The sequence below is a fragment of the Streptomyces coeruleoprunus genome, from assembly GCF_039542925.1.
Taxonomy (GTDB): domain Bacteria; phylum Actinomycetota; class Actinomycetes; order Streptomycetales; family Streptomycetaceae; genus Streptomyces; species Streptomyces coeruleoprunus.
In genome coordinates, this window is sequence record NZ_BAABIT010000001.1 from 4411941 (window position 1) to 4435538 (window position 23598).

Sequence of the window (23598 nt, forward strand, 5' to 3'; positions counted from 1 at the left end):
CGGAAAGTCGCCACCGAGGGGAGGATTTGCGGCCGCAGCCGCTCTCCGTGGGGCTATTTGCAGTCTTGATCACCTGTCGCCGTCACAGCCATGTCTCACCGGCGGGACGGGACGCCGCGGGATCCGTCCCGCCCCGGAAGCTCGTGTGACCTGCGAGAACGCTCCCCGCGACGGTGGCGTGGGACGCCCGCCCAGGACGGGCGGCGGCAGCGGGACGGACGTCCCGCACCCGTCCCGCCCCGTCAGGCGCGCGGCGGCAGCGGCGGCCTGCTGCGGTCCGGCACGTCGGAGTAGTCCGGGGGCTGCGCCGCCGGGGACTTGTCGAGCAGCTCCAGCGCCAGTTCCACGGCGTCGGCCAGCTGCCGGTGCCGGCCCTCCGCCCAGTCCAGCGGCGTGCGCAGGATCTCCAGGTCGGGCTCCACGCCGTGGTTCTCGACGGACCAGCCGTACTCGTCGAACCAGGCCGCGTTCATCGGCACCGTGATCACCGTGCCGTCGCCCAGCCGGTGACGCCCCGTCATGCCGACGACACCGCCCCACGTGCGCTGGCCGACGACCGGGCCGAGCCCCTGGAGCCGGAACACGGCCGTGATCATGTCGCCGTCCGAGGAGGTGGCCTCGTCGGCGAGGGCGACGACCGGGCCGCGCGGCGCGTTCGAGGCGTACGAGACGGGCTCGGCGTTGCGCGTGAGGTCCCAGCCCAGGATCCGGCGGGTCAGCTTCTCGACGACCAGCTCGCTGATGTGGCCGCCCGCGTTGCCCCGTACGTCCACGATCAGCGCCGGGCGGGACATCTCCATGCGCAGGTCGCGGTTGAACTGCGCCCAGCCCGAGCCGCCCATGTCGGGGATGTGGAGGTAGCCGCACTTGCCGCCGCTCAGCTCCCGCACCACGCCGCGCCGCTTGGCCACCCAGTCCTGGTACCGCAGCGGCCGTTCGTCCACCAGGGGCACCACGGCAACGCGGCGCGAGCGGCCCGCCTCGTCCTCCGCCGGGGCGAACGTCAGTTCCACCGTCGTGCCGCCGGCGGCGGCCAGCAGCGGGTACGGGCCGGTCACCGGGTCCACCGGGCGCCCGTCCACGTGCGTGAGGATGGCGCCCTCCCGGATGCCCGTGCCCGCCAGCGGCGAGCGGGCCTTGGAGTCCGACGACTCGCCAGGCAGGATCCGCTTGACCACCCAGTTCCCGTCCCGGCACACGAGGTTGGCGCCGAGCAGCCCCATGGCCCGCTGGTAGTGCGGGGGGCCTTCGTTGCGGCGGGCGGGGGTCACGTACGCGTGGGAGGTGCCCAGTTCGCCGAGGACCTCGCGCAGCAGGTCGGCGAACTCGTCGGGGGAGGCGACCCGTTCGACGAGCGGCCGGTACTGGTCGAGAACCCCGTCCCAGTCGACGCCGCTCATGCCGGCGTCCCAGAAGTACGCCCGGATGATCCGCCCCGCCTCGTCGTAGGCCTGCCGCCACTCCGCGGTCGGGTCCACCTCGTGCTGGATGCGGCGGGCGTCCACGTACACGGTGGTGTCGCTGTCGCCGACCTCGGTCGCGGGCACGGCCCGCAGATCGCCCTCGTCGACGACCACGAGCCGGGTGCCGTCGCCGCTCACCGCGTACCAGTCCAGGTGCGCGACCAGCTCCGTCTTGCGGGCCTTCACCAGGTTGAAGTGCTCCAGCGTCGGCCGCTCCGACGGGTCGGACGGATTGACGAACGTCTCGCCCAGGGCACCCGAGATGGGCCAGCGCAGCCACACGAGGCCGCCGCCGCTCACGGCGCGCAGCGACGAGTACTTGGAGGCGGCCACCGGGAACGGCGTCACCCGGCTCTCCAGCCCCTCCACCTCGACCAGCACGGTCCCGTCGCCCGTCTGCTCGTCGTCGCCCGGGTCCAGCCCGCCCGCCGCCGGCCGGCCCTCCGGCGACAGGGCGAACGGCGACAGGGTCGTCGACGACAGCGGCACCAGGTAGGGGCGGCAGCCCAGCGGGAACGACAGGTCGCCGGTGTGCACGTCGTACACCGGGTCGAAGCCCCGCCACGACAGGAACGCCAGATACCGCCCGTCCCGCGTGAACACCGGGCTCTCGTCCTCGAACCGCCCGTTCGTCACGTCCACGACCAGCCGGTCCTTGATGCGGGCCATCCTGATCTTCCGCAGCGACCGCCCGATGCCCGGGTGCGACCACGTCAGCCACGCCCCGTCGGGCGAGAACGCCAGGTCCCGCACCGCCCCGTTCACCGACCGGACCAACTCCGTGACCTCGCCGTTGGACTCCTCCGACACGTCGAGCAGCAGCAGCCGCCCGTCGTGCGAGGCGATCGCGAGCCGCTCCCCGTCCGGGTCGGCCACCAGCTCCTGCACCCGGCCCAGTTCGCCCGCCGCCAGCCGGCGCGGCTCCCGGGGGCCGCTCGCGCGCGGCAGGTACGCCACGTCGACCGCGTCCTCTCCCTCCGCGTCCGTCACGTACGCGACCCGGCCGCCGCTGCCCAGCATCTCCGGCAGCCGCACGCGGACGCCCGGCACGTCGATGATCGACCGGGCGGGACCGTCGCGGTGCGTGAGCCAGTACAGGCTGCCGCGCACGCACACCGCGCTGGCCCGGCCCGTCTCGTCGACCGCCACCGCCTGGAGGTGCTGCGAGGCCGGCACGTGGTAGCGGCGCCGCCCCGCGCGCGTCCCGCCCAGGCGCACCTCCAGCTTCCGCGGCCGCGAGTCGGGTGTCAGCTCGTCGACGATCCACAGGTCGCCCGCGCACTGGTAGACCACGCGCCGCCCGTCGGACGAGGCGTGCCGGGCGTAGAACGCGTCGTGGTCGGTGTGGCGGCGCAGGTCGGAGCCGTCGGGCAGGCACGAGTAGAGGTTGCCGACGCCCTCGTGGTCGGAGAGGAACGCGATCCGGCCGCCGACGAACATCGCGCTGTCCAGGTGCCCGTCGACGTCCGGCAGCAGCCGCTGCCCGTGCAGCCACATCCGGCCCGTCGCCCCGCCCCGGTAGCGCTTCCAGGCGGCGGGCTCGTGCGGGGGCTTGCCGGTCAGGAGGAGCGTGCGGTGCTCGCCCTCGACGTCGGCGACCTGGATGTCGGCGCAGGGTCCCCAGGGCAGGCGGCGGCCCGGGCTGCCGTCGGTGGAGAGCTTGTACGCCCACGAGAAGTGCGAGAACGGCTGGCCGTGCGACGCCACCGCCAGGATGTTGCCGTCCGGGTCCCAGCCGCACACCCGGGTGTCGAGCGACCCCCAGTAGCTGAGCCTGCGGGCCGGTCCGCCGTCGGCCGGGACGAGGTGGATCTCGGGGTCGAGGCTGCGCCAGCTGGTGAACGCGATGTGCGTCCCGTCGGGCGAGAAGCGGGGATGGCCGATCCTCGTCCGGTCGACGGTGACGCGCCAGGCGCGGCCGGGCGATTCGCCCTCGGGGACGAGGGGGGCGACCCACAGATCGTCCTCGGCCGCGAAGCACAGCAGGTCCTTGTGGAGGTGGGGATACCGGAGGTACGCGCCGTCGCTGCTCACACAGTCATGCTTTCCGCGCTCCGGGGGCGCGGCAACTCGACCGGGCGTTCGCCGGGCTTTCGCCGGGCGTCCGCCGGGCTTTCGCGCGGGTGGGGCGGCAGGCTTTCGCTCGGCGGGACGGCGGGCTTTCCCCGGGCGGGGCAGTGGTCCGGAGCCGGGTGACGAGCGACACGTACGAAACGGTTTCGTTTCGCGGAGCCCCCGGCCTATCCTTCTGGTGTACGAAACCGTTTCGTTCGGAATGGAAGACGCCCATGGCCCGCAGCAGGCTCACCGCGGAACGCGAGTCCGAGCTGTACGAAGCCGTCATCGACCTCCTCGGCGAGGTCGGCTACGACGGTCTCACCATGGACGCGATCGCCGCCCGCACGCACTCCAGCAAGGCCACCCTCTACCGCCAGTGGGGGTCCAAGCCCGAGCTGGTCGCCCAGGCGCTTCGGCACCACAAGCCGGTCCGGCTCGACGAGATCGACACCGGCACCCTGCGCGGAGACTTCCTCGAAATGGTCCGGCGCTCCGACGACTGCCGGATGGAGAAGGACTCCGCCATGATGCGGGGCCTCGCCCACGCCATCCACAGCCACCCGGAACTGCTCCAGGCGCTGCGCGAACTGCTGATCGCCCCCGAGATGACCGGGCTCGACGCGCTCCTGCGCCGAGCCGTCGAACGGGGCGAGGTCGCTGCCGACAACCCCGCGCTGCGCCTCGTCCCGCACATGATGATCGGCTCGTTCATCGCCCGCCCCCTGATCGAGGACCGCCCGGTCGACCAGGCGTTCCTCGCCCAGTACCTCGACGCCGTGGTCTTCCCCGCCCTCGGCGTCTGACCGGGCCGGGCCTCCCCGCCCGCCCCGCACCACCCCGCGGTACGCACGACGCCGTGCCGTACCCAGCCGTACCTGACGCGCACCGCTCACGCTGTCGGGCCACTCCCCAACCCTTCCTGTCCCATCCTCACCTCGGGAGTACGCCCCAGTGGCCACGTTTCTCCACCGGCTCGGCCGGTTCGCCTTCCGGCGGCGCCATCTCGTGACCCTCCTGTGGGTCGCGCTGCTGGCGCTCGCCGGAGTGGGCGCCGCGTCCGCGCCCGCAGCGACCTCCAGCTCCTTCTCCATACCCGGCACCGAGGCCCAGCGCGCCTTCGACCTGCTGGAGGAGCGCTTCCCCGGTGCGAGCGCCGACGGCGCGACCGCCCGGGTCGTCTTCAAGGCGCCCGACGGCCAGAAGATGACCGACCCGGCCAACAAGGCCCGGGTCGACCAGGCCGTCGGTGAGCTGCGCTCCGGCTCCGCCCAGGTCGCCAACGTCACCGACCCGTACACCGCGCGAGCCGTCTCCCGCGACGGCACGACCGCCTACGTCCAGGTGTCGTACAAGGTCAACGGGATGGAGCTGACCGACGCCACCCGTGACGCCCTGAAGGACACCGGCGCCGAGGCCCGCGACGCCGGGCTCACCGTCGAGATCGGCGGCGACGCCCTGCAGACCGTGCCCGAGACCGGCACCGGCGAGATCATCGGCGTGGTCGTCGCCGGGGTCGTCCTGGTCATCACCTTCGGCGCCCTCGTCGCCGCCGGACTGCCGCTGCTCACCGCGATCATCGGCGTCGGCATCGGCGTGTCCTCCATCACCGCGCTCTCCAGCGCCCTCGACCTCGGCTCCACCACCGCCACCCTCGCCACGATGATCGGCCTCGCGGTCGGTATCGACTACGCGCTGTTCATCGTCTCCCGCTACCGCGCCGAACTGGCCGAGGGCCGCGAGCGCGAGGAGGCCGCGGGCCGGGCCGTCGGCACCGCCGGGTCCGCCGTCGTCTTCGCGGGACTCACCGTCGTCATCGCCCTCGTCGGCCTGGCCGTCGTCAACATCCCGATGCTGACCAAGATGGGCGTCGCCGCCGCCGGCACCGTCGCCATCGCCGTCCTCATCGCGCTCACCCTGATACCCGCGCTCCTCGGCTACGCCGGCAAGCGGATCGTGGGCCGCAAGGCCCGCAAGGCCGCCGAGGCGGCGGGCGTCGAGGCGGGCGTCGACCTCACCAAGGACACGGCCGCGGCGAAGCCCAACGCCGGTACCCGCTGGGCCCGCTTCGTCCTGCGCCGCCCCGTGGCCGTCCTCCTCGTCGGCGTCCTCGGCCTCGGCGCCCTCGCCGTACCCGCCGCGTCCCTGGAGATGGGCCTGCCCGACGACGGGGCCCAGCCCACCTCCACGACCCAGCGCCGGGCGTACGACCTGCTGTCCGACGGCTTCGGCCCCGGCTTCAACGGCCCGCTCCTCGTCGTCGTCGACGGCGACAAGGCCGCCGCCGACCGCGCCGCCCAGGAGATCCGCGGCCTCGACGGCGTCGCCGCCGTCACCCCGGCCACGCCCAACAAGGCCGGCGACACGGCCATGATCACCGTGGTGCCCGAGGACCGCCCGTCCTCCACGCGCACCGAGGAGCTGGTCCACGACATCCGGGACGCCACCGGCGACGACGTGCTCGTGACCGGCCAGACCGCGATGAACATCGACTTCTCGCAGAAGATGAACGACGCGCTGCTGCCCTACCTGGGCCTCGTCGTCGGGCTCGCCTTCCTGCTGCTGATGGTCGTCTTCCGCTCCGTGCTGGTCCCGCTCAAGGCGGCGCTGGGCTTCCTGCTCTCCGTGGTCGCCGCCCTCGGCGCGGTCGTCGCGGTCTTCCAGTGGGGCTGGCTCGGCTCGCTGTTCGGCGTCGAGCAGACCGGTCCGATCATGAGCATGATGCCGATCTTCATGGTGGGCGTCGTCTTCGGCCTCGCGATGGACTACGAGGTGTTCCTCGTGACGCGTATGCGGGAGGCGTTCGTCCACGGCGAGCGGCCCGGCGAGGCGATCGTCACCGGCTTCCGGCACGGCGCCCGCGTGGTCACCGCCGCCGCCGTGATCATGATCGCTGTGTTCGCCGGCTTCATCGGCGCCAGCGAGCAGATGGTCAAGATGATCGGCTTCGGCCTCGCCACCGCCGTCCTCTTCGACGCCTTCGTCGTCCGGATGGCGATCGTCCCGGCCGTGCTGGCCCTGCTGGGCCGCAGGGCCTGGTGGCTGCCGCGCTGGCTGGACCGGATCCTGCCCAACGTGGACGTCGAGGGCGAGGGCCTGCGCGAGCGGCTCGGATCCGGCGACCGGGACGGCGACCAGGACCCGGACGCGCGCAAGGAACTCGTCCGCGCCTGATCCGCCGCCGCACCGCCCGACGGAGCCGTCACCACGCCGGCACGGTCACCCCGTGACCGGCGTGGTGACGGCGTACGTGCGTCGCAGGAACCGCATCAGCGCCGACGAGTCGAACTGCACGACCGCCGTGCCCTCGGGCGAGTGGAACTCCACCACCGTCTGCACCCGCCCGCACGGCCACACGTCCACGTCCCCGCCGTGCACGGGCGCCCGCAGCCCCCTCTCCAGCAGGCCGCGCGGGCAGGTCCGCACCGTGCCGCCCGGGAAGGCGAACCGTACGGCGTCGGGTCCGGCGCCCGCGTCGTAGCGCAGCGCCACCGGGATCGGGCGCGGCAGCGGGCCGTCGGTCACCACCAGCCCCCGGGCGCGGACCTCGACCCGCGGAGGTCCGGCACGGGAGGCGTCGTCCGCGGCCTCCGCCGTGCCGAGGGAGGCTTCTCCGGCTGTGTCGTCGGGGCGCATCGTGGGGCTCCTCACCGTCGCCGTCGTCGTCATGCCACTGCGTACCTCTGTCCCCATACCCCATATGTCTCAAATGTCCCACCCTTCCGGGGAGTGCGCCCGGCCCCTTCTGTGACGCGCATGCTCTTGCAACCTCTTTGCAGGAGCGGTCATCATCGAACGGCCCACATCACCGACAGCCGGAAAGCGGTCCTGAAGCCATGCATGTGCCTGACGGATTCATCAACGCACCCGTCTCCGCGGCAGCCGGTCTCGTCGCCGCGGGCGCCGTCGCCGCGGGCCTGAAAGGCGCCCGCAAGGAGCTGGACGAGCGGACCGCGCCGCTGGCCGGCCTGGTCGCCGCGTTCGTCTTCGCCGTGCAGATGCTGAACTTCCCCGTCGCCGCCGGCACCAGCGGCCACCTCCTCGGCGGGGCGCTGGCCGCGATACTCGTGGGCCCCTGGACCGGCATGCTCTGCATCGCCGTCGTCCTGCTCATGCAGGGCGTCCTCTTCGCCGACGGCGGGCTCACCGCGCTCGGCGTGAACATCACCGTCATGGGCGGCGTCACCGTCCTCGTCTCGTACGCCCTCTTCCGCGGCCTGGTCAAGGCGCTGCCCCGGGGCCGCCGCTCGGTGACCATCGCCTCCTTCGTCGCCGCCCTCGTCTCCGTACCCGCCTCCGCCGCCGCCTTCACCCTGATCTACGCCGTGGGCGGCACCACCGACGTCCCCGTCGGCAAGGTCCTCGCCGCGATGGTGGGCGTCCACGTCCTCATCGGCGTCGGCGAGGCCCTGATCACCACCGCGACCGTCGGCGCCGTCATCGCCGTACGCCCCGACCTCGTGTACGGCGCACGCGGCCTCACCGCGCCGCTGAAGCTGCGCGTCGGCGGCGAGCTGGTCGACGCGGCACCCACCGCCGCCCCCGCGGCACCCCCCTCCACCCGGAAGGTCTGGGCGGCCGGTGTCGCCGCCGCCCTGGTCCTGGCCGGTTTCGTGTCCTTCTACGCCTCGGCCAGCCCGGACGGTCTGGAGAGGGTCGCCGCCGACTACGGCATCGACCGCACCGTCGAGGAGCACGCCACGGCGGACTCCCCGCTCGCCGACTACGGCGTGAAGGACATCACGGACGCCCGCCTGTCCGGGGGGCTGGCGGGCACCATCGGCGTCGGCGCGACGCTCGCGCTCGGTACGGGCGTGTTCTGGGCGACGCGCCGACGCCGTACCACCGGGGAGGCGGTCCCGGAGCCCCGCGTGAAGGAATCCGTCTGACATGGGGGCCGGGCACGCCCACAGGCTCTACCGGCACGGCCACTCACCGGTCCACGCCCTGCCCGCGCACACCAAGCTCGCCGCGGTGTTCTGCTTCGTCGTGGTCGTCGTCTCGACGCCGCGCGAGGCGATGTGGGCCTTCGGGCTGTACGCGCTGCTGCTGGCGGGGGCGACGGCGGCCGCCCGGATCCCCCCGGCGTTCGTCCTCAAGCGCCTGCTGATCGAGATCCCGTTCGTCGCCTTCGCGTTCCTGATGCCGTTCGTGGTGCCGGGCGAGCAGACGACGCTGCTCGGCGTCCCCGTGTCCGTCCCCGGCCTGTGGGACGCCTGGAACGTGCTGGCCAAGGGCACCCTGGGCGTCGCCGCGTCCGTCCTGCTGGCCGCGACGACGGAACTGCGCGCCCTGCTGCTGGGCCTCCAGCGCCTGAAGCTGCCGCCGCTCCTGGTGCAGATCGCCTCCTTCATGATCCGGTACGGGGACGTCATCACCGACGAGATGCGCCGGATGTCCATCGCCCGCCGCTCCCGCGGCTTCGAGGCGAAGGGCATCCGCCACTGGGGCGTCCTGGCGAAGTCGGCCGGCGCGCTGTTCATCCGCTCCTACGAGCGCGGCGAGCGCGTCCACCTCGCGATGGTCAGCCGCGGGTACGCCGGCTCCATGCCGGTGATCGACGAGGCCACGGCGTCCCGGGCGCAGTGGGGGCAGGCCGCGGCCCTCCCGCTGTCGGCCCTGCTGGTCTGTCTGCTGGGATGGACGCTATGACGTCGACCTCGCCCACGCCCGCATCCCCGTCGCTGTCCTTCGTGCCCTCGCTCGACGTACGCGGCCTCGCCTACGCCTACCCCGACGGCCACCAGGCCCTCTTCGGCGTCGACCTGACCGTCGAACGCGGCGAGCGCGTCGCCCTCCTCGGCCCCAACGGCGCCGGCAAGACCACCCTGGTCCTGCACCTCAACGGCATCCTCACCGGCGGCGCGGGCACGGTGTCGGTCGCCGGCCTCCAGGTCGCCCCGGAGAACCTGAAGGAGATCCGCCGCAGGGTCGGCATCGTCTTCCAGGACCCCGACGACCAGCTGTTCATGCCGACGGTCCGGGAGGACGTGGCGTTCGGCCCGGCGACGGCGGGCCAGCGGGGCGAGGAACTGGAGTCCACGGTCCTGCGGGCCCTGGAGCGGGTCGGCATGGCCGAGTACGCCGACCGCCCCCCGCACCACCTCTCCTTCGGCCAGCGCCGCCGCGTCGCCGTCGCCACGGTCCTCGCCATGGAACCGGAGATCCTCGTCCTGGACGAGCCGTCCTCCAACCTCGACCCGGCTTCCCGCCGCGAACTGGCCGACATCCTCCGCTCCTTGAACGTCACGGTCCTCATGGTCACCCACGACCTCCCCTACGCCATGGAGCTGTGCCCCCGCTCGGTGATCCTCAGCGAGGGCGTCATCGCCGCGGACGCCCCCACCGGGGAACTCCTCGCCGACGAGGAGCTGATGCGCCGGCACCGCCTGGAGCTGCCGTTCGGCTTCGACCCGACCGCGAGGCCGACCCGGAATCCGGGCGCGCACTGAGCCGTTGCACCATGGGGTGAGCCGACCCCGAGAGAAAGCACAGTGGAAGTGGTGGACGTCCAGGACATCCAGGGCACGGTGGACCCCGGCTGGGAGCCGGTGAGGGACGCTTTCTCGCGCAACTTCGACCAGCGCGGGGAACGGGGCGCGGCGGTCGCCGTGTACCGGGACGGCCGGAAGGTCGTCGACCTGTGGGCCGGCGCCAAGGACGTCGACGGTACGGCGCCCTGGGCGGTCGACACGGCCCAGGTGGTCCGCTCGGCGACCAAGGGCGTGGCGGCCGCGGTCCCGCTGCTGCTCCACCAGCGCGGCCAGCTCGACCTGGACGCGCCAGTCGGCACGTACTGGCCGGAGTTCAAGGCGGCCGGCAAGGAGCGCACGCTGGTCCGGCACGTGCTGGCCCACCGCGCGGGCGTCCCCGTCCTGGACGCCCCGCTGAGCCTGGCGCAGGCCCTGGACCTCGAAGCCGGCGCGGAGGCCGTCGCGGCCCAGGCCCCCGTCTGGGAGCCCGGCACGGACCACGGCTACCACGCGCACACGTTCAGCTGGCTGCTTGCGGGCCTGGTCCGCCGCGTGACCGGCCGCCCCATCGGCCGCTGGGTCGCCGAGGAGATCGCCGGCCCCCTGGGGCTGGACCTGTGGCTCGGCCTCCCGGACGAGGAGGCGCACCGGGTGGGCCGCATGGGCCCGCTGCCGGAGCCCGAGGCGGCCGCCGGCGGCCTGGTGCTGCGCCCCAAGCGCTCGGTGGCCGAGGCGTACGAGGACCCGGAGTCCCTGACCAGGCGGGCGTTCCGGGTGATCGACCCGCTGCCCGACGAGAACGCCCCCGCCTACCGCGCGGCGGGCCTGCCCGGCTCGGGCGGCATCTCCACGGCCCGCGCCCTGGCCCGCTTCTACGCGGCGACCCTCGGCCCGGTCGACGGCCACCGCCTGTTCGCCCCGGCGACCCTGGCCATGGCCCGCACCGAGGAGTCGGCGGGCCCGGACCGCGTCCTGGTCGTCGGTACCCGCTTCGGCCTCGGCTACATGCTCCACGGCCCCGCCTCGCCGCTCCTGGCCCCCGGCTCCTTCGGCCACCCGGGCCGCGGCGGCTCCCTGGGCTTCGCCGACCCCGAGTCGGGCATCGCCCTCGGCTACGTCACCAACGGCATGCGCAAGGGCGTCACGGCCGACCCGAGGGCCCAGGCCCTGATACGCGCGGTCCGCAAGTCGATCGGCTGACGCCGCCCGAGGGGCCGGTACGGCCCAGCACGCTGCTCAGGAACATGCCCCTGTGCGGAGGGGCACGTCCAGCGCGCCGGCCGCCTCGGTCACCAGGCGGAACGCCCGCTCGGCCGGCTCCGTCGCCGACTCGCCCAGCACGACGGCGGCCAGAACCAGTTCCAGCACGACCGCGTCGTAACCCCGCGCCGCAGCGGCTCCCGGGCCTAGGCGCCCCCCGGGCTTCGGCGACCCCGGCCCGGGCGGCTCCCCGGCCTTGGCGGCTCCCCGGGCTTCGGCGACCCGGGCCCGGGCGGCTCCCCGGGCCTCGCCGACCCCGGCCCTGGCGGCTCCCCGGGCCTCGCCGACCCCGGCCTCGGCGGCTCCCCGGCCTCGGCGGCTCCCCGGGCCTCGGCGACCCCGGCCCTGGCGGCTCCCCGGGCCTCGCCGACCCCGGCCTCGGCGGCTCCCCGGCCTCGGCGGCTCCCCGGGCTTCGCCGACCCCGGCCCTGGCGGCTTTCCGGGCCTCGCCCCCGGCCCGGGCGGCTCCCCGGGCTTCGCCGACCCGAGGCCCGGGTGGGTCAGAGGGTCGGCTCGCGGAAGACCGGGATGAGGGGCGCCGAAGGCCGTGCGGTCCGCGGAGCGTTCCCCGGTGCCTGCTGAGGCGTCCTCCGCCGCTGTACCGGCGGCGGTTCGGGTGTCTCCCGCGGGCGGGGCGGCTCGGCCCCGTCCTCCAGGACGACCTCGTGCCGCGCGGTCGCGACCCCCTTGGCGATCAGCGTGCGGTGGTGGTCCAGCAGCCAGTCCGGGGGTGCCGTGAACAGGACGCGGAGCTGCGCGACGGTCAGGGAGGCCGGGATCAGCCCCTTGACGTCGTGCGCGACCTGCACGGCCCTTCTGACCTGCTTCTCCGTCAGGACCGTGGCCGGCTTCCGGGACAGATAGTCGGCCGCGGTCCGTGACACGAGCAGCTCCGGATGCGGGGTCCAATGGGTCACCGTCGTCACCTCTGCATGTCTCGGTACGGAGCCGTCCAAGGGCTCCCCGGGAACAACGAGCGACAGGCGAATCCGTGTACGGACCGACGCGCCCCCGACCGCACGTCGGCCGAAAAGCGCCACCGGCGGCGGTGGTTCAGCGGAGAGCGCCGAGCTCGCGCCACTCGTCGTACGAAAGGTTCCAGCCGCCGAAGCCGTTGCCCGTCGGGACCGTGCGCCGGGTGGAGCCCGTGACCTCGACCATGTCGCCGCGCACCGCCCGGTCGTAGAACCACTTGCCGTCCGCCTCGGACATGCCGACACAGCCGTGGCTGGTGTTGCTGCGGCCGAAGACGCCCTTGCCCTCGTTCCAGGGAGCCGCGTGGGCGTACGTGCCCGACGTGGTGAGGTGCACGGCCCAGGGGACGTTCTTGTCGTAGAAGTCGGCTATGTTCACCGACGCGCTGGTCATGCGGACCAGTCGCTCCTTGCCGAGGACCACCATCGTGCCGTTCCAGGTGGGGTATTCGGGGGAGCCGCCGCTGATCGGCAGCGTCCTGATGGGCCGTCCGTCCTCGTGGACCGTCATGGTGTGCTTCTTCAGGTCCACCTTGGAGATCCGGACCGTGCCCGTCGTGAACGTCGTCGACACGTCCCGGCGCAGTAGGCGGGAGTCGCCGGTGTCGACACCGCTGAGCCGTGCCGTGAGCGTGACCTTGGTGCCCTTCGCCCAGGGGGTGCGGGGCCGCCAGTGGACGCTCTCCACACCGGTGAGGGGGTCCTTCGTCCAGCCCCACGACCCTTCGGCCTTCGGGATGGCGGTGACGGTCAACTGCCGTTCCACCGCTGCCTTGTTCTTGACCGGGTGGTCGAAGGCCAGGGAGACGGGCTGGCCCGCGCCGACGACCGTGTCCCGGGCCGGGGTGACGGTGACCCCGTTGACGCGGTCCGCCGGTATGACGCGGAAGGTCGCCTCCCGGGTGGTCGGAAGGCCCGCGGCGTTCTTCGCGGTCGCGCGGAGCCTGTACGTCGCTCCCGGCGTCATCGTGCGTGTGGAGCGCCAGCCCCGCTTGTCGTTCTCCCACGTCCCCGTGACCGCTACGGCGTCCTTGCCGCCGTCCGGGGTGACCGTGACCTCGGTCAGCGTCCCGCCGGTCGCCCGGACGCGGACCGGGGCGTCCGAAGCCAGCAGACCGCCGGTGGTGCCGGCGGCGCCGTCCGCGTTCCCCAGGGACACGGTGACCCGGGCGGGCTCGGCGTCCTCGGCGGCCGCGGCCGGTGCGCTCCGGCCGGACGGGGCCGGCGGCGACTGGCAGCCGGTCAGGAACATGACGCCGAGTGCGAGCGACGAGGCCACGGCGAGGCGGACGGTCCGGCGGGGAATGAGGGAGTGACGCACGGGGATCCTTCGTAAGCGGTGACGGTGACAGGCGTGGAGTGAGGGAGGTGGGCTCAGCAACGCTTCTGCTCCCGGGCGGCACGGTCCTCGGCGTCCTCCGGGGGTGTCGCGGCGGCGGGGTCCAGGCGGGCCAGGGACATGCGCATGCACCGCAGGGCGGGGCCGTCGACGTAGCCCGAGCCGAACAGGACGCGGCCTTCCGTATGGACGACGGAGAGGGCCTTGCCGGAGCGCATCACCACGATCTCGACCGCCGGGCGGGCACCGTCCCCCGGCCTGGTGTACAGCTGGGCGCTGCCCATGGCGGCCCAGGTCAGTTCGCAGCGGTCGCGCAGGACACGGTCCAGCGACGCCGCGGCGGCCCCGGCGCTGCCGGCGTCGGCGTACGTCGCCAGGGCGTGCCGGGCCGTCCCCGACGACACGCTCGTGCTCCTGTAGTCGCGCGACGCCTGAGCGGTGGGGCGGCGCCGGTCCGGGTGACCGCCGGGCTGCTCCACCGGGCAGTGACCGGTCGGGGCGAGCAGCGGCTGGGGGGAGTCGGTGGACGTCCGCACCTCCTTCCACGACGCCTTCGCGTGGTACGGCACCCCGCTGGGTGGCAGCAGCGCCCCCGTCTCGATGCCGCGCGCCCCCGTGGCGGGGGGCTGCGTCGGTGCCTGTGCGGGCCTGTGCCGGTCCGACGCACGGCGGGCGGTGTCCGCGGGGAGCGCCTTCCAGGACACGATCACCAGGGCCGCCGTAGTGAGAGCGGACGACACGGCAACGGCCGCCTTCCGCCGGGCCGCCCGGCGCCCCGCCGGGCACGGGCGGCGGCGGGGCCGGCCAGCCGTACGGAGGGCTCGGCGGCGTCCAGGATGTCGCGCAGGTGCTTCTCCAGATCAGCCAAGGGTGGGCACCTCCTTCCTCTTCCTCGTCGTCTTCTGCCGCGGGTGGGTCGTGGGTGGGTGGGGGGACTCGGCGTCGCGCAGGTGCGCCGCCAGGGCTCTGCGCGCCCGGCTCAGGCGCGTACGCACCGCGCCCTCCGACAGGCCGGTCTCCCGCGCCACCTGCTGGACGGGCAGGTCGAGCAGGTGGTGGAGGACGAGGACGGTCCGCTCATGCGCCTTCAGCGCCTGCAGGGCGCGCACCAGCGCGACCCGCTCCGGGCCCAGGCCGGCAGGTCCGGGGGAGGACCGTGTGTGATGTGGGCCCGTATCCGGTTGCGGGCGCGCCGCCAGGAGCTGATGGCCAGGCGCAGGGCGACCGTCCGCACCCACGCGGTCGGGTCGCCCTCCCGCGTGAGGCGGTCCCAGCGCTGCCAGGCGCGGGCATACGCCTCCTGCACCGCGTCCTCCGCCTCCGTCAGGTCGCCGGTGGCGGCGTACACCGCCGCGACCAGGCGACGCGCCGTGGCCGTGTAGAACTCGTCGAAATCGGTTGATGCCGACATGAACCCCCGCTCCCCCCAGTGCCGCACTCCGCGCTTTCACAGAGGTCACGCCCGGCGGCCGCGAAACGTTACCGGCCAATTCGGCGACGTGGCCGGGCGGGTGTGCGCCGCGGGCACCGGCCCGGCCGGCGCGGGGTGCGCTGTCAGTGGGCGCTGCGAGGATCTCCGTATGACCTCACGCGAGAGACTTTCCGACGCCGTCGCCGGCTACTGGGACACCGCCTCCGCGAGCTTCGACGACGAGCCCGACCACGGGCTGCGCCCCGCCGCCACGCGGCGGGCATGGGCTCGGCGGCTGCGGGGCTGGATACCGGCGGACGGGCCGTGCGACGTGCTCGACCTCGGCTGCGGCACCGGGTCGCTCGCCCTGCTCCTCGCCGAGGACGGGCACCGGGTCACCGGCGTCGACCTCGCGCCGCGCATGGTCGCGCGGGCGCGCGAGAAGCTCGCGGCGGCCGGACTCCCGGGGCGCTTCACCGTCGGGGACGCGGCCGCCCCACCCACCGGTGACGAGCGGTTCGACGTCGTGCTCGTCCGGCACGTGGTATGGACGCTGCCCGAGCCGGAACGGGCTCTGCGCACATGGGCCGGGCTCCTGCGCGCCGGTGGACGCCTGGTGCTCGTCGAGGGGTTGTGGCGCGAGGCGACCGCCGACGCCGCCCCGTACGTCCCCGGCGCCGAAGGCCTGCCCTGGGGCGGGGGCGGCGTCCGGGCCGACGAACTGGCCGCCGTCGTACGCCCCTTCGTCGCCGACGTCCGCGTCGAGCACCTCGGCGACGACCCCGACCTGTGGGGCGGCCCCGTCCACGACGAGCGGTACGCACTGGTCGCGCGGACCTGAAGCGGGCGCCCCCGGACCGCGAAGGGCTGGGGGCCGTCGCCTCACACCGCGTGGAGCATCAGCGCGATGCCCACCACCATCAGCCCCGCCGCCGCGAGACGCGGGGCGCCGAAGCGCTCCTTGAAGAAGACCGTGCCGATCGCGGCGCCCACGATGATCGACGACTCCCGCAGGGCGGCGATCGGCGCCAGCGGCGCCTTCGTCTGCGCCCACAGGACCAGGGCGTACGCCGTGACCGACAGGGCCGCTCCCACGAGGCCGCGGCCGACGTGGGGCCGGAGCTGCGCGGGCAGCGCCCTGCCGCGCCGGTAGAGGGCGTACGCCGGTATCGCCGTGCCCTGCACGAGCATCAGCCACGCGATGTACCCCAGCGGCGTGCCGGACGCGCGCACCCCGACACCGTCGACCACCGTGTACACGGCGATCGACAGGCCGGTCGCCCCCGCCGCCAGCAGGGCGCCCCACTGCGGGCGCCCGCCCCGGCGGCGTACGCCCACAGGGCCAGCCCCAGCAGCCCCGCGCAGGCCACCGCGACGCCCGCGAGCTGCCGCGCGTCGGGCACCTCGTGCACGAACACGGCGGCCAGCACGGTCACCACGAGCGGCGCCGTGCCCCGCGCGATCGGGTACATCTGCCCGAAGGCCCCGAGCGTGAACGACCGCATCAGCAGCGCCATGTACGCGATGTGCACCGCCGCCGACAGCAGGAGCCACGGCCAGGCCGCGGCCGCCGGCACGGGGACGAAGCACGCGGCCACGGCGCCGATCAGGGCCCCGCCGCCCGAGATGAGCGTGAAGGACAGCAGCTGGTCCCGCAGATGGTGGGCGATCGCGTTCCAGCTCGCGTGCGTCACCGCCGCCAGCACGACGGCGGCCGCCACGAGCGGCGTCACGCGATCACGCCGTACGCTCGCGCACGTCCACGACACGGCCGCCCGCGTGCGCGATCAGCGTCCTCGGGTCCATCGGGAACACGGTGTGCGGGGTGCCCGCCGCCGCCCACACCACCGGGTGGTCCAGCAGGCCCCGGTCGGCCAGCACCGTGGTGCGGGTGCGGTGCCCGAAGGGGCGGCACGCCACCGATCGCGTACCCCGTCGTCTCCCGTACGACCTCCGGCTTCGCCCGCTCCACCACGGACGCGCCCAGTTCCTTGCGCACCAGCTCCACGTCGACCCGGGACGAGCCGTCCATCAGGACGAGAACGCGCACCCCTTCCCCGCGCACCCCTTCCCCGCGCACCCCTTCCCGCGCACCCCTTCCCCGCGCTCGTCCTCCCCGCGCTCGTCCTCGCTCGCGCAGTGGGACCCCCAGGCCGTGAAGATGAGCGACTTGACGATCTCGCTCGGCGCGCAGCCGATGGCGTCCGCCGCCTGCGCCGCCGTCCGCACGGCGTCCGGGAAGCGGCGGACCTCCACGTCCAGGCCGAGCGCGCGCAGGGCCTCGGCGAAACGGGGATGGGCCAGGGTGAGGGATGAGTCGGTACGGTCCATGCGCCGCACGCTAGCGGTCGGTGTAACCACCACGCGACCGCTTTCTCCGTGCCGTCCCTCACGGCGGGCCGAGCCGTCCCGACTACCTCGCCACCGTCACCGCGCCTTCAGTACCGACGCCACCAGCGGTCCCGCCGCGTCGCCGCCGTGGCCGGCCGCCTGGACGACCGCCGCGGCCGCCAGGTCGTCGGCGAACGCGGCGAACCAGCTGTTCGACTGCCCCTGGTTGTCCACCTCCGCCGAGCCGGTCTTCGCGCCCTTGTCGCCGCCGACGCCCGCCATGGCCCCGGTCGCCGTGCCGTACGGCGCGGTCGCCGTCGCCCGCATCATGTCGCGCAGCTGCCGGGCGGCCGAGCCGTCCAGGCCGCGCGGGGCGACGGCGATCTCCCGGTCGTCCAGCGACCGCGGCACGATCACCGGCTGCTTGAACGTGCCCGTCTTCGCCGTCGCCGTGATCGACGCGATGTTCAGGGCGTTCATCTGGATCGTCCCCTGACCGATGTACTGCGCGGCCGCCTCGCCGCCCGTCTCGGCGGGGACCGAGCCGTCCCATGACGGCACGCCCATCTGCCAGTTGAGGCCGATGCCGAACACGTCCCGGGCCTCCTGGCCCAGGGCGGCGTCGTCCTTCGCGTCGTCGATCAGCTTGCTTGATGAAGGCCGTGTTGCAGGAGCGGGCGAAGCTGCGCGTGAACGTTCCGCCGTCGATGGAGAAGTCGTCGAGGTTCTTGAACGTCCGGCCGTAGTACGTCGCGGTCTGCGGGCACTCGGCGGCCTTCTCCGCGCCGACGAGTCCCTTCTCCAGCAGCAGTGCCGCCGTCACGATCTTCATCGTCGAGCCGGGCGCCTGCTTGCCGAGGAAGGCCGCGTTCCAGCCGTCCTTGCGGTTGTTGGCGACCGCCCGTATCTCCGGTGCTCGGCTTGATGGCGACGACCGACGACTCGGCGTACCGCTTCACCGCCTGCTCGGCGGCGGCCTGCACGCCCGCGTCCAGCGTCGTGGTCAGCTCGCCCGGCTTGCCCTTGCGCAGCGTGAGCAGCGTGCGGTCGGGCGCGTCGCCCTCGGCGCTCGCGACGAGCTCGACGCCGGCCGTGCCGCCGCCTCGGCGCCGTACCGCTTGCGCAGCTCGTCGAGGACCGGGGCGAGCGACGGGTACTTCTTGGCCGTCAGCTCCTCGCCGTCGCGGTCGAGGGCCTTGATGGGCGGCGCACCGGACGTGGAGACCTTCAGCGTCTCGCCGTCCTTGAGCTGCGGGTGGACGACGGCCGGCTGCCACGCCACCCGCGGCTGCCCCGTGGTCAGGCCGCGCACGACGGTGAGCCGGGACGTGTACGTCCACGGCACGCGCTGCCCGTCGTACGTCACGACGGCGCTGACGGTGAACGGGACGGTCGTGCCCGTGGGCGTCCCGGCGGTCAGCTTCAGCCCGCCGACGTGGGCGGCGGTGCGGTGGGCGGCGAGCGCCGGCTCGGCCTCGACGGGCTTGTTGGTGAGCTGCGACGCCTTCGTGGTGTCGCCCTCGGCCCACGCGGCCAGGAAGTCCTTCGCGGTGGTCGCGGTCTCCTCGGCGGTGATCGGGCCGGACGTGCGCGGCGACCCGTCGGAGGACGTGGCGGCGGTCTTCCCGCCCGTCATCCCGTTCCACAGGTTGACCGCGCCGTACCCCACGCCGCCGGCGACGACGGCGAACACGCCGCGACGACGGCCACCTTCACTCCACTGCGCATCTCGCAGCCTCCCCCTCCCCCTGTACGCGCACTTGAACGCGTTCAAGCAAGCAACGGGAGAAACCCTACGGGACGGGCGGGACAAGGGAGTCGATCGTTATCCGAACGGAATCCACACAATCGATCACCGTACGGTCCGGCAGGCGGGCGTCACACCCACGTATCCAGCCACATCCGCGCCCGCCACGAATCCATCGGAATCGTCTGGCCCGTGTACAGCGGCCAGAAGTAGATGAAGTTCCAGACGATGAGCAGCACCAGCACTCCGGCACCGATCGCGCCGACCGTCCGCCGCCGCTCCACCGCCCCGTCCGGATCCGGCACACCGCCGGGCCCCAGCATCGCGCCGATCATCATCGTGACGGCCAGGCACAGGAACGGCACGAACACCACGGCGTAGAAGAGGAAGATCGTCCGCTCCTGGTACAGGAACCAGGGCGCCCAGCCGGCCGCCACCGCGCCCGCGATGGCCCCCGCCCGCCAGTCCCGGCGGAAGAACCAGCGCCACAGCACGTACAGCAGCGCGAAGCAGGCCGCCCACCACAGCAGCGGCGTGCCGATCGCCAGCACCTCCCGCGCGCACTTCTCCGCCGCGTTCGCCGGGCAGCCCTCGGTGCCCTGCGCCGGCGACTCGTAGAAGTACGACACGGGGCGGCCCAGCACGATCCAGCTCCACGGGTTCGACTCGTAGGTGTGCCCCGACGTCAGGTTGACGTGGAAGTTGTAGACCTCCACCTCGTAGTGCCACAGGCTGCGCAGCCAGTCCGGCAGCCACGTCCACGCACCGCCCCGGCCCCGCCCGTGGACGCCCAGTTCCGGAAGTAGCCCTTGTCCGAGGCGATCCAGCCCGTCCACGACGCGGTGTACGTGACGAACGCCACCGGCACCGTCGACACGAACGCCGGCAGCAGGTCCCGCTTCAGCACCGCCAGGTACGGCCGGTCGGCGCCGGCCGTCCGCCGCGCGGCCACGTCCCACGCCACCGTCATCAGCCCGAACACGGCCATGATGTACAGCGCGTTCCACTTGGTGGCGAACGCCAGGCCCAGCATCAGCCCGGCCGCCAGCCGCCACGGCCGCAGCCCCAGCCGCAGCGTCTCGGCGATCCGCGCGTCCGGCCGCAGCCCCCCGTCCTCGCCGCCGGCAGCGCCGCCGCGAGCCGGCGCCGCGCCCAGTCGCGGTCGATCAGCAGACAGCCGAACGACGCCACCACGAAGAACATCAGCACCTGGTCGAGCAGCGCCGTACGGCTCATCACGAAGTGCAGCCCGTCCACGGCCAGCAGCAGACCCGCCAGGCACCCGAGGAACGTCGAGCGGAACAGCCGCCGCCCGATCCGGCACAGCAGCAGCACCGACAGCGTGCCCAGCACGGCCACCATGAAGCGCCAGCCGAACGGCTCGAAACCGAACCACCACTCGCCCAGGCCGATGACCCACTTGCCCATCGGCGGGGTGCACGACATACCCCGGATCCACCGGGACGGTCACCGCCCCGGGGTTCTCCAGGATCGTTTTGTCGACGTCCTTGGGCCACGCCCCCTCGTACCCCTGGTTGACCAGCGCCCAGGCGTCCTTGGCGTAGTACGTCTCGTCGAATATCACCGCGCGCGGCTCACCCAGGTGCCAGAACCGCAGCACCCCGGCGAACAGCGCCACCAGCAGCGGACCGCCCCACGGCGCGAGGCGCAGCAGCCCGGCCACCGCACCCGGCGGCAGGCCCAGCAGGCCCCTCCACAGCCGGGGCGACGGCTGCACGAACGGCGGCACCAGGCGCTCGCGCAGGCCGGCCACCGGCCGCGGCACATAGCCGAACCGGCGCAGCCGCTGTTGCCAACGGGGCGGCTCCTGCCCCGCGTCCGGTGCGGCGGCGTGGCCGCCTCGTCCGTCCTGTCCGTGCAGGGCCTGGGCGCAGTACTGGTCACCGCGCCATCGTAGGGAACGCGACTGTGCGACTCGCCCGGCCGGGCTGCGAGGATGACACCTGTGACAGGAACGGTGACATCCACGGCATCCACGGCCGGTGACCCCGCGGGCGGCACGCTCGTCCTCGCCGGCACCCCCATCGGCGACGTGGCGGACGCCCCGCCCCGGCTCGCCGCCGAGCTGGAGGCCGCCGACGTGGTCGCCGCGGAGGACACCCGGCGGCTGCGCCGGCTGACCCAGGCCCTCGGCGTGCAGCCGCGCGGCGGGTCGTGTCGTACTTCGAGGGCAACGAGTCCGCCCGTACGCCGGAGCTGGTCGACGCCCTCGCCGGCGGCGCCCGGGTCCTGCTGGTCACCGACGCGGGCATGCCGTCCGTGTCCGACCCCGGCTACCGGCTGGTCGCCGCCGCCGTGGAGCGGGACATCAAGGTCACGGCCGTGCCCGGCCCGTCCGCGGTGCTCACGGCGCTGGCCCTGTCCGGGCTGCCCGTGGACCGCTTCTGCTTCGAGGGCTTCCTGCCCCGCAAGGCGGGCGAGCGACTGGCCCGGCTGCGGGAGGTCGCCGCCGAGCGCCGGACCCTCGTCTACTTCGAGGCCCCGCACCGGCTCGACGACACCCTCTCCGCGATGGCCGAGGTGTTCGGCGCCGACCGGCGGGCCGCCGTCTGCCGGGAGCTGACCAAGACGTACGAGGAGGTCAAGCGCGGCGGCCTCGGCGAGCTGGCCGCCTGGGCCGCCGAGGGCGTACGCGGCGAGATCACCGTCGTCGTCGAGGGCGCCCCCGAGGCCGGGCCCGCCGACCTCGACCCCGCCGAGCTGGTCCGCCGCGTCCGGGTGCGCGAGGAGGCGGGGAGCGGCGCAAGGAGGCCATCGCCGCCGTCGCCGCCGCCGAGGCGGCCTGCCCAAGCGGGAGGTCTTCGACGCCGTCGTCGCCGCCAAGAACGCCGCCGGCTCCGAGGGAACGACCGGCCCCAAGGGCACAACCGGTCCCAAAAGCGGGTAAAGAGCTATCGTGAAAGGCAAAGCCCGGACCCCTGCGGCGGCCTTTGGGCATGGGAAGACAAAAACCGGTCCACTTTTCGACAGGTGTCGATGCTCTCCCGCCATAAAGGCGTCCACTGGTTCAGTGGAAAGGAGCTGGCATGAGCGAGACCACGGACATCCCGTCGGCCATGAGGCATACGCCTTCGCCTGTATGAAGTGCGGGTACGCCTGGGAGCAGGCCTACGAGATCGAGCACCACACGGACATCACCGGTCACGATTTCATCGTCTACCGCTCGGAGGGCCGCCGCGTGCCCTCCCCGCTCTCCCGGCCCACCTGCCTCAACTGCGGAGGGCACGTCGTTCGCATCATGCGCCAGGGCCAGGTCTCCTCGGTCCTCGCCCGATGGAGCCGGGCGCCCTCGGGGAAGGCCGGCGCGCCGCCGTCCCGGTCTCCACGACCGGGCCCCTGGGACAGATCATCGAGGAACACCCGCACCCGGAGGCCGAGAGCAGCCGGCGCAGCGCCACCGCCGCCCCCTGTCCGGCCTCTTCCGCTCCACCCACCGCAAATAACCCCCGGTAGGGCGGCGGCGGGCCCTCGTACGATCGGGGCATGAGCTCCAAGGACGCCCCGCCGCCGCTGCCCGAACCCCTGCCGGTCGCCGTCGCCGACTCGCACACCCACCTGGACATGCAGTCCGGCACCGTCGAGGAGGCCCTCACCAAGGCCGCCCTCGTCGGCGTCGAGACCGTCGTCCAGGTGGGCTGCGACATCAAGGGCTCCCAATGGGCGGCGGAGACGGCCGCCACGTACGCCCAGGTGCACGCCGCCGTCGCCCTCCACCCCAACGAGGCCCCGCGCATCGTCCACGGGGACCCCGACGGCTGGTCCCGGCAGGACGCCCGCGAGGCCGGCGGAGACACGGCCCTCGACGACGCCCTGGCCGAGATCGACCGGCTCGCCGCCCTGGAGCACGTCAAGGCCGTCGGCGAGACCGGCCTCGACTACTTCCGCACCGGACCCGAGGGCAAGGCGGCCCAGGAGCGCTCCTTCCGCGCCCACATCGAGATCGCCAAGCGCCACGGCCAGGCCCTCGTCATCCACGACCGCGACGCCCACGACGACGTCCTGCGCATCCTCGCCGAGGAGGGCGCCCCCGAGCGGACCGTCTTCCACTGCTACTCCGGCGACGCCGACATGGCCCGCGTCTGCGCCGAGCGCGGCTACTACATGTCCTTCGCCGGCAACGTCACCTTCAAGAACGCCCAGCCGCTGCGCGACGCCCTCGCCGTCGCCCCCCTCGACCTCGTCCTCGTCGAGACCGACGCCCCTTCCTCACCCCGGCCCCGTACCGCGGAAGGCCCAACGCCCCGTATCTCATCCCGGTCACGGTCCGCGCCATGGCCGAGGTCAAGGGCATCGGCGAAGAGGCCCTGGCGACGGCCATCGGCGTCAACACAGCGCGAGCCTTCGATTACTGACCGATAACGAAACGGGCCGCCCTAGGGTAGCGATACAACACTCCGTAGTCGAGTCGCTTTGGAGAGTCACCGGAGCTCCGCTAGGGTCCCGGCCTCGTGAGCAACTCGCAGGGCAGTCACCGAGCCGCCGTACGCGGGCGCCGCGCCGCCGACCCGTCCGTCACCGTCCCGG

Annotated in this window: 16 protein-coding genes and 6 pseudogenes; 9 read left to right on the forward strand and 13 right to left on the reverse strand. The window is 73.7% G+C overall.

Annotation, left to right across the window (positions count from 1 at the left end):
- Positions 1 to 242: 242 nt before the first annotated feature.
- Positions 243 to 3497, reverse strand: a complete 3255-nt coding sequence (locus tag ABEB09_RS19775; protein WP_345691253.1) for a S41 family peptidase — start codon at positions 3495 to 3497, stop codon at positions 243 to 245.
- Between the two features lie 254 nt (positions 3498 to 3751).
- Here ABEB09_RS19775 and ABEB09_RS19780 point away from each other — a divergent pair, with 254 nt between their 5' ends.
- A complete protein-coding gene (locus ABEB09_RS19780; protein WP_345691254.1) occupies positions 3752 to 4324 on the forward strand; it encodes a TetR/AcrR family transcriptional regulator in 573 nt (190 codons plus the stop codon).
- Positions 4325 to 4472: 148 nt separating this feature from the next.
- Positions 4473 to 6692 carry an MMPL family transporter gene (locus ABEB09_RS19785; RefSeq protein ID WP_345691255.1) on the forward strand — a complete coding sequence of 740 codons (2220 nt, stop codon included), beginning with the start codon at positions 4473 to 4475 and terminating at the stop codon, positions 6690 to 6692.
- A 45-nt stretch (positions 6693 to 6737) separates the two neighbouring features.
- Here the strand turns inward: ABEB09_RS19785 and ABEB09_RS19790 are convergent, their stop codons facing one another.
- Positions 6738 to 7187: an SsgA family sporulation/cell division regulator gene (locus tag ABEB09_RS19790; RefSeq protein ID WP_345691256.1), complete on the reverse strand. Its 450-nt coding sequence runs from the start codon at positions 7185 to 7187 to the stop codon at positions 6738 to 6740.
- A 167-nt stretch (positions 7188 to 7354) separates the two neighbouring features.
- Here ABEB09_RS19790 and ABEB09_RS19795 point away from each other — a divergent pair, with 167 nt between their 5' ends.
- From ABEB09_RS19795 to ABEB09_RS19810, 4 genes are read left to right on the forward strand one after another with little or no spacing between them, the layout of a single operon-like run.
- A complete protein-coding gene (locus ABEB09_RS19795) occupies positions 7355 to 8407 on the forward strand; it encodes an energy-coupling factor ABC transporter permease (RefSeq protein WP_345691257.1) in 1053 nt (350 codons plus the stop codon).
- A gap of 1 nt (position 8408) precedes the next feature.
- Positions 8409 to 9170, forward strand: a complete 762-nt coding sequence (gene cbiQ, locus ABEB09_RS19800) for a cobalt ECF transporter T component CbiQ (RefSeq protein ID WP_345691258.1) — start codon at positions 8409 to 8411, stop codon at positions 9168 to 9170.
- Positions 9167 to 9970 (forward strand): energy-coupling factor ABC transporter ATP-binding protein, encoded by an 804-nt coding sequence (locus tag ABEB09_RS19805; RefSeq protein ID WP_380839882.1) that lies wholly within the window; start codon positions 9167 to 9169, stop codon positions 9968 to 9970. Before cbiQ ends, ABEB09_RS19805 begins: the two co-directional genes overlap by 4 nt.
- A gap of 51 nt (positions 9971 to 10021) precedes the next feature.
- Positions 10022 to 11191: a serine hydrolase domain-containing protein gene (locus ABEB09_RS19810; RefSeq protein ID WP_345691260.1), complete on the forward strand. Its 1170-nt coding sequence runs from the start codon at positions 10022 to 10024 to the stop codon at positions 11189 to 11191.
- A gap of 36 nt (positions 11192 to 11227) precedes the next feature.
- Here ABEB09_RS19810 and ABEB09_RS19815 read toward each other — a convergent pair whose 3' ends face one another.
- From ABEB09_RS19815 to ABEB09_RS35005, 7 genes are all read right to left on the reverse strand, one after another.
- Positions 11228 to 11359, reverse strand: coding sequence for a hypothetical protein (locus tag ABEB09_RS19815; protein ID WP_345691261.1), 132 nt, complete (start codon positions 11357 to 11359; stop codon positions 11228 to 11230).
- Positions 11360 to 11751: 392 nt separating this feature from the next.
- Positions 11752 to 12168 (reverse strand): hypothetical protein, encoded by a 417-nt coding sequence (locus tag ABEB09_RS19820; protein WP_345691262.1) that lies wholly within the window; start codon positions 12166 to 12168, stop codon positions 11752 to 11754.
- A 136-nt stretch (positions 12169 to 12304) separates the two neighbouring features.
- Complete coding sequence (locus tag ABEB09_RS19825) at positions 12305 to 13546, reverse strand: L,D-transpeptidase (protein ID WP_345691263.1); 1242 nt, start codon at positions 13544 to 13546, stop codon at positions 12305 to 12307.
- Between the two features lie 53 nt (positions 13547 to 13599).
- Positions 13600 to 14274 carry a hypothetical protein gene (locus ABEB09_RS19830; RefSeq protein ID WP_345691264.1) on the reverse strand — a complete coding sequence of 225 codons (675 nt, stop codon included), beginning with the start codon at positions 14272 to 14274 and terminating at the stop codon, positions 13600 to 13602.
- On the reverse strand, positions 14271 to 14432 hold the full coding sequence (locus tag ABEB09_RS19835) for a hypothetical protein (RefSeq protein WP_345691265.1): 162 nt from the start codon (positions 14430 to 14432) through the stop codon (positions 14271 to 14273). The genes ABEB09_RS19830 and ABEB09_RS19835 overlap by 4 nt, the downstream gene beginning before the upstream one ends.
- On the reverse strand, positions 14425 to 14673 hold the full coding sequence (locus ABEB09_RS35000) for a sigma factor-like helix-turn-helix DNA-binding protein (RefSeq protein WP_425580052.1): 249 nt from the start codon (positions 14671 to 14673) through the stop codon (positions 14425 to 14427). Before ABEB09_RS35000 ends, ABEB09_RS19835 begins: the two co-directional genes overlap by 8 nt.
- A complete protein-coding gene (locus ABEB09_RS35005) occupies positions 14652 to 14975 on the reverse strand; it encodes a sigma factor (RefSeq protein ID WP_425580053.1) in 324 nt (107 codons plus the stop codon). Before ABEB09_RS35005 ends, ABEB09_RS35000 begins: the two co-directional genes overlap by 22 nt.
- A 169-nt stretch (positions 14976 to 15144) precedes the next feature.
- On the opposite strand from ABEB09_RS35005, the gene ABEB09_RS19845 reads away from it, so the two are divergent.
- Complete coding sequence (locus ABEB09_RS19845; protein WP_345691266.1) at positions 15145 to 15816, forward strand: class I SAM-dependent methyltransferase; 672 nt, start codon at positions 15145 to 15147, stop codon at positions 15814 to 15816.
- A 41-nt stretch (positions 15817 to 15857) separates the two neighbouring features.
- Here ABEB09_RS19845 and ABEB09_RS19850 read toward each other — a convergent pair.
- From ABEB09_RS19850 to ABEB09_RS19865, 4 pseudogenes are all read right to left on the reverse strand, one after another.
- Positions 15858 to 16708: pseudogene (locus ABEB09_RS19850) on the reverse strand (EamA family transporter).
- A 4-nt stretch (positions 16709 to 16712) separates the two neighbouring features.
- Positions 16713 to 17306, reverse strand: a pseudogene (locus ABEB09_RS19855) (YbaK/EbsC family protein).
- Positions 17307 to 17402: 96 nt separating this feature from the next.
- A pseudogene (locus ABEB09_RS19860) lies at positions 17403 to 19034 on the reverse strand (penicillin-binding transpeptidase domain-containing protein).
- Positions 19035 to 19184: 150 nt separating this feature from the next.
- A pseudogene (locus ABEB09_RS19865) lies at positions 19185 to 20958 on the reverse strand (dolichyl-phosphate-mannose--protein mannosyltransferase).
- A gap of 52 nt (positions 20959 to 21010) precedes the next feature.
- Between ABEB09_RS19865 and rsmI the strand changes: the two are divergent.
- Positions 21011 to 21961 (forward strand): annotated as a pseudogene (gene rsmI / locus ABEB09_RS19875) (16S rRNA (cytidine(1402)-2'-O)-methyltransferase).
- A gap of 596 nt (positions 21962 to 22557) precedes the next feature.
- Positions 22558 to 23426: pseudogene (locus ABEB09_RS19885) on the forward strand (TatD family hydrolase).
- Positions 23427 to 23598 lie beyond the last annotated feature (172 nt).